This window comes from Streptomyces sp. NPDC048197 (assembly GCF_043202395.1).
GTDB lineage: Bacteria > Actinomycetota > Actinomycetes > Streptomycetales > Streptomycetaceae > Streptomyces > Streptomyces siderophoricus.
Map to the genome: position 1 here is coordinate 27,921 of NZ_JBIDAJ010000035.1, position 13,098 is coordinate 41,018.

Annotated in this window: 10 protein-coding genes; 3 read left to right on the forward strand and 7 right to left on the reverse strand. The window is 70.5% G+C overall.

The genetic code is table 11. The annotated features are described in order from the left end of the window. Positions 1-144: 144 nt before the first annotated feature. On the forward strand, positions 145-1,944 hold the full coding sequence (locus ACGF4C_RS32085; RefSeq protein WP_393571031.1) for a GDSL-type esterase/lipase family protein: 1,800 nt from the start codon (positions 145-147) through the stop codon (positions 1,942-1,944). Between the two features lie 55 nt (positions 1,945-1,999). Here ACGF4C_RS32085 and ACGF4C_RS32090 read toward each other — a convergent pair whose 3' ends face one another. The 7 genes from ACGF4C_RS32090 to ACGF4C_RS32120 form a co-directional block, all read right to left on the reverse strand. Then, positions 2,000-2,794, reverse strand: coding sequence for an exodeoxyribonuclease III (locus tag ACGF4C_RS32090; protein ID WP_393571033.1), 795 nt, complete (start codon positions 2,792-2,794; stop codon positions 2,000-2,002). A 173-nt stretch (positions 2,795-2,967) separates the two neighbouring features. Beyond that, a complete protein-coding gene (locus ACGF4C_RS32095; RefSeq protein WP_030810108.1) occupies positions 2,968-3,609 on the reverse strand; it encodes an MBL fold metallo-hydrolase in 642 nt (213 codons plus the stop codon). 459 nt (positions 3,610-4,068) lie between these two features. Beyond that, entirely contained in the window at positions 4,069-5,352 is a 1,284-nt protein-coding gene (pcaC, locus tag ACGF4C_RS32100) for a 4-carboxymuconolactone decarboxylase (protein WP_030415111.1), read from the reverse strand. A 43-nt stretch (positions 5,353-5,395) separates the two neighbouring features. After that, positions 5,396-5,713: an SCO5918 family protein gene (locus ACGF4C_RS32105; protein ID WP_393571036.1), complete on the reverse strand. Its 318-nt coding sequence runs from the start codon at positions 5,711-5,713 to the stop codon at positions 5,396-5,398. Positions 5,714-5,778: 65 nt separating this feature from the next. Continuing rightward, a complete protein-coding gene (locus ACGF4C_RS32110) occupies positions 5,779-6,174 on the reverse strand; it encodes a CBS domain-containing protein (protein WP_393571038.1) in 396 nt (131 codons plus the stop codon). Between the two features lie 57 nt (positions 6,175-6,231). Then, entirely contained in the window at positions 6,232-7,731 is a 1,500-nt protein-coding gene (locus tag ACGF4C_RS32115; protein WP_393571040.1) for a DEAD/DEAH box helicase, read from the reverse strand. Positions 7,732-8,095: 364 nt separating this feature from the next. Further along, on the reverse strand, positions 8,096-8,299 hold the full coding sequence (locus tag ACGF4C_RS32120) for a cold-shock protein (protein WP_362145186.1): 204 nt from the start codon (positions 8,297-8,299) through the stop codon (positions 8,096-8,098). 1,058 nt (positions 8,300-9,357) lie between these two features. On the opposite strand from ACGF4C_RS32120, the gene ACGF4C_RS32125 reads away from it, so the two are divergent. After that, positions 9,358-9,705: a MerR family transcriptional regulator gene (locus ACGF4C_RS32125; protein ID WP_393571043.1), complete on the forward strand. Its 348-nt coding sequence runs from the start codon at positions 9,358-9,360 to the stop codon at positions 9,703-9,705. 775 nt (positions 9,706-10,480) lie between these two features. Then, positions 10,481-13,066: a DUF6603 domain-containing protein gene (locus ACGF4C_RS32130; protein WP_393571045.1), complete on the forward strand. Its 2,586-nt coding sequence runs from the start codon at positions 10,481-10,483 to the stop codon at positions 13,064-13,066. The last annotated feature ends 32 nt before the right edge of the window (positions 13,067-13,098 follow it).

Below are 13,098 nucleotides of genomic sequence, written 5' to 3' on the forward strand. Positions count from 1 at the left end.
GTGTGCAGGGTCCCACCCCACCTGTGGTCGGGGCCACAGGCGCGCGGCGTGACCCGGCGCCGTACGCCACCTTGACGCGCCCCCGTCGGCTCCCTACCTTCAGTGCGCCCGGAGCGGATCTGCGGCCGGAGGGGACACGGACCGATGCGCCTACGCCGATGGGGCACCGCCCTGACACTGCTGCTCCTGATGACCGCGCTGCAGGGCACCGCGCTCGCGCCGGCGGCCGCGGCAACCACGGCGCCACCGGCGCCCCGCCCGCTGCCCCGGCTCTTCGACAACACGGCGGTGAGCGACAACTCCCGCCCCGGTGCGGCCGATTTCGACGGCGCGGGTCACTCGCTGTCCGCACAGGACCTGGCGGCGGCCGGCTGGTCACCGGGGAGCGTGCTCTCCCTCGACGGCGCACGACTCCGCCTGCCACGCAGCGCGGCCGGGACGCCGGACAACGTACGGGCCGACGGCCAGGCGGTCGCGGTGCGCGGCCGGGGTGATGCGCTGACCTTCCTGGTGGCCGGTACGGGTGGCCAGGTGGCCGGCCGCGGAACCGTCCGCTACCGGGACGGCTCGCACAGCGCCTACGAACTGACCGCTCCCGATTGGCGCTCCGGACCGCTGAGCACCAAGGCGGTGGCGCTGCCACACCTCAACGGACCGGACGGGCAGTCGGCCGGTCCGGCGCGGCTGTACGCGGTGACCGTACCGCTGCGGCCGGGGCGGGAGGTGGCGTCGGTGGTGCTGCCGTCCGCGCCGCCGGCCGCGGCCGCCCTGCACGTCTTCGCGCTGGCGGTACGGGACACCGGGCGCGGCCGCACCGGGAGTTGGGCGGCGAGCACGGCCGGCTACCGCGCCGTCGGTCCCTGGCGGGACCGTACGGTGCGGCTGGTCGTCCACAGCGGCGCGGGCGGGCCACGGGCGCGGATCCGGATCGCCAACACCTTCGCGGCGGCACCGGTCACCATCGGGGCGGCGAGCATCGCGGTGCGCGGTACGGGAGCGGCGGCCCACGGCCGGCCCGTGGCGCTGACCTTCGGAGGGCGGGCCGGGGCCCGGATACCGGCCGGCGCGGAACTGTTCAGCGATCCCGCGGCCTTCACCGTCCCCGCGGACACCGATCTGCTGGTGAGCCTGCACCTGCCCGGGACGGTGACCGCGGCGCCGGTGCACCAGGAGGCGGCCCAGCTCTCGTACGTGAGCGCCGACGGCAGCGGCGACCGCACCCGGGACGCGGACGGCGGCGGCTACCCGCAGACCATGACCTTCTGGCCGTTCCTGACCGGTCTGGACGTCGACAGCGGCCCCGGCTCGATCGTCGCGCTGGGCGATTCGATCACCGACGGGGTGAAGTCGACGAGCGGCGCCAACCGCCGCTGGCCGGACGTCCTCGCCCGCCGCTTCCGGGCCCAGCACGCGCTGCCCCGCTACGGCGTGCTCAACCACGGCATCTCGGCGAACCGCATCGTCACCGACCGCTATCAGGGCGACGGGGTGAGCCCGGACACCGGCGGGGTCAGCGCCCAACACCGGCTGGAACGCGACGCGTTGGCCCAGGCGGGCGCGCGGACCGTGGTGGTCTTCGAGGGCATCAACGACGTGCGCTGGGGCACCCCGGCCGAGGACGTCATCGCCGGTCTGCGGGCGCTGGCCCGGCGGGCGCACGAGCGGGGGCTGCGGGCGGTCGCGGCAACCCTCACGCCGTGCGGGGGCTACCCCGACTGCACCCCGGCCGCGGAAGCCCGCCGTCAGGCCGTCAACGCCTTCCTGCGCGACGGCGCCGGGCAGGGCGCCTTCGACGCGACCCTGGACTTCGACGCCGTAGTGCGCGACCCGGCCGCTCCGGCCCGGATGCTCCCCGCCTACGACAGCGGCGACCACCTCCACCCGGGCGACGCGGGGCTGCGCGCGCTGGGCGAGTCGATCGAGCTGAGGACGCTCGTGCCCTGAGGACGCTTGTGCCCCTGAGGGCGCTTGGCCCTCAGGAGCCTCGAACGATGGTCCGTCACGCCCCCGCGGACTGGACGTCCAGGTCCACCACGACCGGGGCGTGGTCCGAGGCGCCCTTGCCCTTGCGCTCCTCGCGGTCGACGTAGGCGTCGGAGACCGCTTTGGCGAAGGGGGCGTTGCCGTAGACCAGGTCGATGCGCATACCGCGGTTCTTGGGGAACGCGAGCTGGCGGTAGTCCCAGTAGGTGTACGGGCGGTCGTACTTGAGGGGGCGCGGGACGACGTCCGACAGGCCCGCCTCGCGGAGGGCCTGGAGGGCGGCGCGCTCGGCGGGGGTGACATGGGTGGAGCCGACGAAGACGGCGGGATCCCAGACGTCCTCGTCCGTGGGGGCGACGTTGTAGTCCCCGAGGACCGCGAAGGGGCGGTCGCCCGCCGCGTCCTCGGCGACCGCGGTCTTCAGGGCCTCGAACCAGCCGAGCTTGTAGGTGTAGTGCGCATGCTCGACCTCACGGCCGTTGGGGACGTAGACCGACCAGACCCGGGCCGCGCCACAGGTCGCCGAGATCGCCCGGGGCTCCTCCACGCCGTCGTACTGCGGCCCGCCGGGCAGGCCGATGACGACGTCCTCCAGCCCGACCTTGGACAGCACGGCCACGCCGTTCCATCTGCCGTTGGCGTTGACCGCGGCCTCATAGCCGAGCTCGCGGAGCTGCTCGTAGGGGAACTGCTCGGCGGTGCACTTGGTCTCCTGGAGGCACAGCACGTCCGTGCCGGAGCTCTCCAGCCAGGCCAGCAACCGCGGCAGGCGGGCGGTGATCGAATTGACGTTCCAGGTCGCGATGCGCATGTCTGCAAACCTACCGCCCGCCACTGACAGCCCGGCCCCGGTCCCGGGAGGGCCGGGCCGGCGAGGGCCAAGCCTGGGGGCATCGGCCGCCACGGGTCTCAGCCCACCGCGGTTCAGCCCACCAGGGATCAACCCAACGCGGCTCCACCCACCAAGGGTCAGCCCACTGCGGTTCAGCCCACTGCGGTGTGGCTGCCGGGGGTGAGCCGGCCGTGGTCCGTACCGCCGAGCTTGTCGATCATGGAGTCGTAGATCGGGCGGGCGTGGTCCTGCAGCAGGCTGTCGTGGATGTCGATGGCCCGCCGTGGCGCGACCTCGCGGACGTAGTCGATCACTTCGGCGACCTTGTTCCAGGGCGCGTGCACGGGCAGTAGCAGGGTGTCGACCGTACGCCCCTCGGGGACCGTGAGCGCGTCACCGGGGTGGAACACCGCGCCGCCGTCGAGGAGATAGCCGACGTTGGTGACCCGCGGGATGTCGGGGTGGATCACGGCGTGCAGCTGGCCGTGCACCTCGACCTCGAAGCCGGCCGCGGTGAAGGTGTCGCCCTCGCCGACGGTGTGGACGCGGCCCGGGAAGGCGGCCGAGAGCTGCTCGGCGACGCTGGCGAGGGTCCAGATCTCGGCACCCGGGTTGGCTTCCATACCCGCCCGCAGCCGGTCCTCGTGGAAGTGGTCCATGTGCTCGTGGGTGACCAGGATCGCGTCCGCGCCGACGGCCGCGTCCTCCTCGCTGAAGACACCCGGGTCGATGACGAGCGTCTGCCCGTCCTTCTCCAGCCGGACGCAGGCATGGGTCTTCTTGGTGAGTTCCATACCTGCCATCTTGCCGCGCCGGAGAGCGGGCGGGGGCCCGGTGGGCTCCCCCCCCGAGCCCACGTCTCCCCGGCTCACGTCTCTGAGACTTGCGCGTTCGCGTCACCTGACCCGCCCACCCCCCGAAGGGGGGTGGGCGGCGGGGAAAAACTTAAGGAGCGGGTGGGCAGCGGGGAAACCTAAGGAGCTGGTGGGGCGGCGGGGAAACCTAACGGGCTGGAGGCCGGCAGGGAAGAGAGCGCTCAGGCACTGCACCCGGCGCGAGGGCGCTCAGGCGGTGCACTCCGCAAGGGAGTGCGGAGGCGGCGCGCCCCGCAAGAGGGTGCGGAGGTGGCGCGCCCCGCAACAAGAGGGCCTCAGGCAGCCGCCCCCTCCCCCGTACAAGGAGACGACGAGGGGCCCGCAACCCCCGACTCCCTCACCCCTCACTCTCACCCCTCGCCCCGCACCCCGCTTCCCTCACCCCTCCGGTGTCGTTTCCTCGCGGATTACTTGCTGGGCGACCGCGAAGGCGGAGTTGGCGGCCGGGACGCCGCAGTAGATGGCGGTGTGGAGGAGGACTTCCTTGATCTCCGACGGGGTGAGGCCGTTGCGGAGGGCTGCCCGGGTGTGCAGGGCCAGCTCTTCCTTGTGGCCGCGGGCGGTCAGCGCGGTGAGCGTGATGATGCTGCGGGTGCGGCGGTCCAGGCCCGGGCGGGTCCAGGTCTCGCCCCAGGCGTAGCGGGTGATGAAGTCCTGGAAGTCGCCGGTGAAGTCGTCGGCGGCGGCCTGGGCGCGGTCGACGTGGGCGTCGCCGAGGACCTCCCGGCGGACCTTGAGTCCCGCCTCGTACGTGCCGCCGCGGTCCTGCTCGGGCTGGGCGAGGCCGGACTCTATGGCGGCCGGGGGCGCCTGCGGGGGCGGCGGGGGTGCGATCTGCGGCTTGGGGGCGGCGGCGCCGATGGCCGCCTGGCCGCCTGGGCCCGGCTTGTCGTGCCAGGCGTTGGTGAAGTGCCGGATGAGCAGCTCGGTGACTGCCGCGGGCTGCTCGACGGGCGCCAGGTGGGAGGTACCGGGCACCAGGGCCAGGCTCGCGTCGGGTATGCCGGCGACCAGGGTGCGGGCGTCGGTGGTGGGGGTGACCTGGTCCTCGGAGCCGACGACGACGAGCGTGGGCACGCCGACCCGGCCGAGTGAGGAGCGCACGTCGTAGGAGGCCAGCGCCTCGCAGGCGGCGATGTAGCAGCCGGGGTCGGTGGTCCGCACCATCTGGACGGCCCATTCGACGATGGCGGGCTGGGCGCCGGCGAAGCCCGGGGTGAACCAGTGCTCGGGGGCGGTGCGGGCGATCGGGTCGAGTCCGTTGGTACGGATGACGACGCCGCGCTGCCGCCAGGCGTCGGCGGTCCCGTAGCGCGGTGAGGAGGACACCAGTGCCAGGGAGGTGACGCGGTGCGGGCGGGTGAGCGCCAGCTGGGTTCCGATGGCGCCGCCGATGTTGCAGCCGGCGTAGCCGAAGCGGTCCACGCCGAGGCCGTCGAGCGTGGCTATCAGCCGGTCGGCCAGCTCGGCGACGGAGGGCGCCGCGTGGGCGGGGGAACCGCCGTGTCCGGGCAGGTCGAAACGGATGACCCGCCACTGGCGGGTCAGCTCGGGGATCTGCCGGTCCCACATGTGCCATGTGGTACCCAGCGCGGCACCGAGGACGAGTACGGGTGCGTCGTCTGGACCGTCGATCCGGTGCTGCAGGGTCTTCTCACTCACCCGACCACGCTACCCACTCCGTGACGCGATCCTGACACCCGGGTCAGGAAGAGCCGTCGAAACGTGGCCGCCGAGCGCGCCTGGAGGCGGGATCTGCGCAGGTCAGAGCCTCACCGTGGAGACTTCGTGGACGACCGGGTGACCCGACTCGTCGTAGCTCACCATGATCCGCTCGTACGGATCCCACGCCACCTGGCTCATTGCGGTCCTGTCCGCTGATGATCTCCCCGACCTGCTTGACGGGGTATTGGCGGCGACCGATGAGCACGGACTCACCGGTGTCGGGTTCGGGTTTGGTGCATTTCCTCGCGTCCGCGGTCTTGAGCAGGTCGAAGGGGAAGCGGGCGATGACGCAGCGCATCGTGCCTCTACAGGGCCGAAGAGGAGCCGGAGACGGAGACGGATCGCCGCCCCGGGTGGAAAGGATCAACGGCTCAGGGCGACGATGCCCAGGGCGTACCCGTCCTCATTGATCACGGGTGAGGCCCGCAGCGCGCGTCGGCGCATGGCACGTTCCGCCTCGCGTACAGACATCGCGGGCGAAGTGAAGGGACCGCGGTCGTAGCTGAGGTCCCGCAACCGAGTCTCCTCGGTGTACCAGGAGCCGTGGTGGTGGGCTGCCATCTGGGAACGAGTGATCAGGCCCGTACACCGCCCGTCCTCATCACGGACGAGGAGATGGTCGGCACGGGCGCCGATGAGGACGGACAGGGCCAGGTCGACGATCATGTCGTCGCCGACCTGCGGTCCCGGCGGCGTCATGACGTCGCCGGCCGCCCTGTCGGAGCAGTGCGCCTGGGGGCAGGTCTGAAGCAGAGTCAACGGAAGCCTCCGTGCGGTGGTGGTCCAGCGAGCCGAGCGTGGCCGTCCGGGCGGGACCTACGCGGCCGTGTCCCGGGAAGTCTGCCGCTGAGACCTGGGTGTCGCGGTCCGGGACGATCCTGCGAAGCGTCGGGCCTGGGCGGAGCGGCTGCGGCGGCCGCTCGTGGAGGAGCCGCTGCGCTTGGCGCGTTCGACGACCGGGGCGGTGAGGGTGACGGGAACTCCGGAGGGGGCCTGGGCGCCGGTGATGCGGCTCAGTGCGGCTTCCCCGGAGCGGACGTGGGTGGACTGGGGAGTGATGCCCGCGTCGGACATCAGGCGGTCCATCTCACGGCGCTGGTTGGGCAGGACGAGGGTGACGACGCTGCCGGACTCGCCTGCCCGGGCAGTGCGGCCACCGCGGTGCAGGTAGTCCTTGTGGTCGCTGGGCGGGTCGACGTTGACGACGAGGTCCAGGTTGTCGACGTGGATGCCGCGGGCGGCGACGTTGGTGGCCACCAGGACGGTGACATGGCCGCTCTTGAACTGGGCCAGGGTGCGGGTGCGCTGGGGCTGGGACTTGCCGCCGTGCAGGGCGGCGGCGCGGACACCGCTGTGCAGCAGGTGCTCGGTGAGCTTGTCGACGGCGTGCTTGGTGTCCAGGAACATGATCGACCGGCCCTCGCGGGCGGCGATCTCAGTGGTCGTGGCGTGCTTGTCTGCGCCGTGGACGTGCAGCAGGTGGTGTTCCATCGTGGTGACCGCGCCAGCTGAGGGGTCGACGGAGTGGACCACCGGGTCGGCGAGGTAGCGCCGGACCAGGAGGTCGACGTTGCGGTCCAAGGTGGCCGAGAAGAGCATGCGCTGCCCCTCGGGCCGGACCTGGTCGAGCAGTGCGGTGACCTGGGGCATGAAACCCATGTCGGCCATCTGGTCGGCCTCGTCCAGCACCGTGATGCCGACCTGGTCCAAGCGGCAGTCACCGCGCTCGATGAGGTCCTTGAGCCGCCCCGGCGTGGCGACCACGACTTCGGCGCCGCCGCGCAGCGCGCCGGCCTGCCGGCCGATCGACATCCCGCCGACGACGGTTGCCAGCCGCAGCTTCAGTGACCGGGAATAGGGCGTGAGCGCGTCGGTGACCTGCTGAGCCAGCTCCCGGGTGGGAACCAGAATCAGGGCCAGGGGCCGCCCCGGCTCGGCGCGCCGGCCGGCGGTGCGGGCCAGCAGGGCCAGGCCGAAGGCGAGCGTCTTGCCCGAGCCGGTGCGCCCGCGGCCCAGAACGTCGCGCCCGGCCAGCGAATTCGGCAGCGTGGCGGCCTGGATCGGGAACGGGACCGACACCCCTTCCGCGGTCAGCGACGCCAGCAGCGCGGGCGGCATGTCCAGTTCCGCGAAGGTCTCGGCCGGGGGCAGGGCGGGAGTGCGCGTGACGGGCAGGGCGAACTCGCCCTGCCGTGCGACGGGACGACGCCGATTGCCGGCGGAGCGGTTCGACGGTTGCGAGCGGTATCCGCCGCGGCCGGAGCCGGAGGAGCGGGTACGAGCGTTGCGGTCATTGGTACGAGCTGTGCGGTTCATGGAGAACCTTCCTCGATGCGGTACGTCGAGGAATTCCCGGCGACTCAATATGCCGCACACAAAGAATCACAAGGACGAACCGATGAAAAGAGATGAAACGAAGCGGGGCGGAAATATGCCGGCCCAGCGCATCGGAGGGAGAAATTCGGCAAATGCCACAAAGGGCAGCGACAATTTGCCGGATCATGAATTTACTGGGCGGATCATCGTCCGCCCGCGCCATAGAGGGCAAGGATTTTACGACCGCCCCACGCCGCTTGTGCGGCCGTTGCGGCTCACAGGGAAACACGCAAAAGCAACGAGCTGGGGCCCGCACCCAAGGTGCGGGCCCCAGCTTCGTGTGTACGCGTCAGCGTCGACAGCGTCAGGCGGGAACGATGTTCTCGGCCTGCGGGCCCTTCTGGCCCTGCGTGACGTCGAAGTTCACCTTCTGGCCCTCCTGCAGCTCACGGAAGCCCTGGGCGGCGATGTTCGAGTAGTGGGCGAAGACGTCAGCGCCGCCACCGTCCTGCTCGATGAAGCCGAAACCCTTTTCCGAGTTGAACCACTTCACGGTGCCAGTAGCCATGTCATATCTCCTTCGGGGCAGTGCCCGGAGCCCACACCGTGCGGGCCCCGTGTCGCCGCGATGATTACCCCGCCGGGAAATACGCCGGAAAGCATAAAAGCACTCTCGCCGAGTATTACGGCGAGCGCACTTGAAGTCATCGGGAACCACAACTGCAACTGACGTCAACGCTAGCACGGTACTGGTGACCATGCACAGCACACACGCTCCCGACGCTTTCGAGGACATAAAAACCCCTCCTGCGCCGGTAGCCATTTCTGCAGTTGCGACACGAGATATTCGGCGTCGGCGCTCAGCCTCTATCCGGCCGGAAAAGCATCGGTCCCGTCCTCCAGCGCTCAGACTTCGCGGGCAGCGGACCGGGCACCAGGCGTCTCACCGTGCGGGCGATCCTGGCGGCGCGCAGGCACCTTCCACACCGCCCCGAACTGCTTGTTGCTCACAGCGCCGCCCTACAGCCAAGCCCTGCCCGGGCCGACGGCCGCCCTGAGCCCTGCCGCACCCGGGGCCTACGGCCCACCGCGCCGGGCGGCGGGAGCAGCCTGATTCTGTTCCTGCAGCCGAGTGAAATCTATGGTGGCCGCAGTAGACATTCCCGCTTCATGTGGCTAAGGTTTCTCTCGTAGCCAACGACGTCAGCGAGGCGCGGCAGACACGAACTGCCGCGAGCAGGACACGGCATGGCAGTGGAGTCGCGGGGCCGGGACTGTGCAGGAGGGCCCCACCGCTGACTGCCGTGCCGGGCGGCTTTCAGGGCCGCCGAGCATGACCGCACGACAGCAACACCGAAGAGAAGTACGAAGAGAAGTTAAGAGAAAGAGAGGAGCAGGCACCATCAGGATCGCCCGAGCGAGGACCCAGCCCGCTCGGGTACCGCAGGCCCCGGATTGGAAGGTGGTCCCCGGTCACGCAGCTGCGATCCCCGCATCCCCGCCCCCTCGGGCGCGCATGCGGAAACAGAAGGCCGGTGCCTGGCACCGGTAGATGGTGTTGAAACCCTCGGGGCCCTGGTGCCGTATGGCACCAGGGCCCCTCGACGCGTCCTATGAAGAGGTTCAATGACCCGAGAGACCCCCTCGCGCGCCACCGACAAATTCGATGACGACGACTACCCCGCCTACACCATGGGCCGCGCCGCGGAGATGATCGGCACCACGCCGGCCTTCCTGCGGGCCGTCGGCGAAGCCCGTCTCATCGTCCCCTTGCGTTCCGAAGGCGGCCACCGCCGCTATTCCCGCTACCAGCTGCGCATCGCGGCCCGCGCCCGGGAGCTCGTCGACCAGGGCACCCCGATCGATGCCGCCTGCCGCATCGTCATCCTCGAAGACCAGCTCGAAGAGGCCCAGCGACTCAACGAGGAACTGCGCCGGACCGCTGCCGAACCGAGCCGGCCCACCGGCCCCTGACACTCACCGACGGCTGACCGCCTCGCCCACCCTCGGCCCTCGCCAACCGGGGGTGGACAGCACACCGCACCCCCGCGCCTCGGTCGGTCACGAACAGGTGGCGATCACCCTCATCTGTTGGCTTTTTACCAACCGTGGCTATGAGAAGCCCCGGCCCCCAAGCGGTGCGAAACTCCCCCCTCTTTCTCCTCCGCGCCGATGCGTTCCCGCGCACGTCCTCCCGCTGGCTGGCATACGCCTGTGGCTTCAAGGCCAGCCGGTCCCTGCGCCGTACGGCTACATCAGGACAACGAGGGGGCTGGGGTTGTCGTGGAGGGTGGTGACGAACTCGACGTCTGGCGCGGACAGCGGTGCTCGGACATCGGAACGCTTGTGAACACCGTGGGTCTTCCCTCGGCGCGTCCCGGACCGGTGCGCACGGTGATGGCGACACCAGCTGTTCGTGTCTCCGGCCCGGCCGGCGGCCGTCGGTGTCTTCTCGGTGGCTGCGGCCGACGCGCCATCGGCCGTCGCGACCGGTGTGCGCGGTGTCCGCGACGGGCGCATGCGCCCGGGCGTCCGCCTTCTGCTGCGGTGGAAGTGGTGGGTGGTGACCGCGAGCCCGTTGGCGGAAATCGCCTGCTCGCCCGCCGTTCCGACCAGGCATTGTTGTACGGTCCGTGATTGATCAGGTGCGTTCTGTCACGAGCCTGTGCTGGGTATCGATGGTTGCTTCAAGTAGGGCGAGTAGCTGGTCCGTTCTTTCCTTCTGCTGCGGTTCGGAGGCTGGGGCTCTGTGTCAGCACGTGTGGGTGAGATCCGGGAAATCCTTGAGCAGGCCGCGCCGGGAGGAGCGGTCGAGATCCCCGTATCCGTACTGGATGGCCATGTGCCCGATGTGGGCCTGGTGTTCCGTGGCGGCCGGATGCGGGTCGAGGGCGCGGTGTGTGATCTGACGGAGTTGCGGATCACCGGGCAGGCCACGACGACCGCTTCTGCGTCTCCGGTGCCGGTGCGCATTGCCTTCACGGGCGAGGGTGAACGGGTGACCGGTACGGTGGCCGCCGCCGATCTCGGTGCGGGGCGCCGGCTGCTGCTGGTCGATGGTGCTGCGGCAGGTGCGGAACTGCCGCCCGGGGCCTGGGCAGTGGTGGACGGTCGGGCCATGCGGCTGACCGTACGGGGCCGTGCGGCGCAGACCGATCCGGACCGGCTGGACGGGCTGGGCCGTCCGCTGCCCCCGGCTCGCGTCCGCACTGCCGCCGAACGTGCACAGGAGCGCGGGCCGCAGGCACTGGTCACCGAGCGCGGCATCTTCGTACCCCGGCCGACGGCGTACCGGCAGCAGGGGGTGCGGGTGCTCGAGTCGCCGATGACGCGTGGTTGGCAGCCGGTCGAAACCCCCATTGGTGGCGGCGGCATCAGCGTGGAGTACGAGAAGGCGCCGGTGCGGGTCGCGGGGGCGTTCACTGCGATGCCGATCCTGGCGGAGGACGGGCCTTTCAAGGATTACGAGGCAGCGTTCGGCGGGGCGCTGCTCCTTGACACCGGGAAATTCAACGGGTCTCTGATGGGCGCGTACCTCGATCCCCGCACCAGCAGTGTTCGGCCGTCGTTGTTCGCCTACGGTTCGCTGGGCAGCAGTGTCACTCCGCCCCCCTTTGCCGTGCGGGGCGTCGCCGCCGGCGGCGGCTGGAACAGCCGGGTGCGGGTGCCGAGGGCGGACGACCTGGGCGCATTCCCGTTCCTGATGGCCCTGGACAACCCCGGTGCGATCGGAGCGGACGGCCCCTCGGTCGATCCCCTGAAGGTGCTGACCCGTCTGATCGGCCCGCCCAAACCGTGGGTGACCCCGCAGGAGGGCGACCTGTGGTTCGCCGCCGGTCTGGCCTTCGACTGCTTCAAGACATTGCGCGGGCGCGCGATGGCTCTGGTGCAGACGGGATCGGAACTGACGATCAGTCTGCTCGGGGCCGGTGGCGCACAGCTGCCGACGCAGAGCGAGAAGAAGATCGCCCGGCTGGAGATCGGCTTCGAGGTGACGGTCAAGCCCGTTGCCGGGGAACTGAGCATCAGCGCCGGTTTCACCGAGAAGACCTTCCTCATCGACGAGAACTGCAAACTGCGCGGCGGCGTCGGGATGAAGTTCTGGTTCGGCAAGCACCCCCAGGCGGGGGACTTCGCGCTGATCCTCGGGGCCATCCCGCGGGCCCGCGAACTGCCCGGCCACTACCCGAAGTCGGAACCCGCCGGTCTGGACTGGGGGATCGGCAACACGATCAAGATCAGCGGCACTGCCTATGCCGCTGTGACACCCAAGTCGCTGATGGCCGGCGGGAGTCTGGAAATCGTCTTCCAGGCCGGGATGGTGCGAGCCTGGCTCACTGCCAAGCTGGATGTCCTGGTGGAGTGGAACCCCTTCTACTTCGACGTGGGCATCGGGGTGCGGATCGGGGTTTCCGCCACCATCAAGGTGTGGTTCTTCCGGCTCACGATCTCCGTCGAGATCGGGGCCAGTGTGCGGGTCTGGGGCCCGGCGGTGGGCGGCGAGGCCACCGTCCACCTGTGGTTCATCTCCTTCACCATCGGATTCGGCGCCAAGCGCCGCAGCGAGAAGCCTGCCTTGGGCTGGGGCGGCTTCCAGGGCATGCTGCCGGAGCCCAAGCACCTCATCCGTACCGTCCCTGGTTCCGGGTACGCCGGCGAGAGCACCCCTGATGCTGCCGCCGGCAGTGACACCAGGCCGTGGTTGGTGGACAGCGGCGGCTTCACCTTCACCACCGACACCCAGGCCCCCGTCAGCAGGCTGTACCTGGATCGCGACAGCACCACACCGGTCAACACCGGCACGGCAGTGGACATCCTGCCCATGCACCTGCAGGGCAAGGAGAGCGAACTGCGCGTGTGGCTCGACCGCGAGGGCCGGGACGAAACCCTGAGGCACTGGAAGCACACCCCGATCCGCGGGAACGTCGTCAACGCCCTGTGGGGCACGAGCCCGGACGGCGGTGGCCGTGACGGACTGCTCCGTGAACGGATCATCGGAGTCCAGCTCGTGTCGCCCCCGGTGAACTACGGGACCTCCACCGGGTTCATCGACGAGAAGGGGATCTCTTTCGATCCGATCGCCCCGGACGGCCGCCAGCCGCTGTCCGCGGACGAAGACTCCTTCGGCGCCGAACCGCGGCGGCCCGGCGGGGTGATCGAGAAGATCCACGACGGTATCGACGCGGGCGGCACCCGCAGCAACCGTTCCGCTCTCGTCGGCGCACTGGGACGTCTCGGCGTGGAACTCGGGCCGGTCGACACCGACTTGAGCGGTTATGCGCGCGCTGCGGGCACCGCCTTCACTGCGAGCCCGATGCTCGTTCCCGCCGGCTGATTCCCCCTGGCCCGTGAACGACCGCGGGCCGA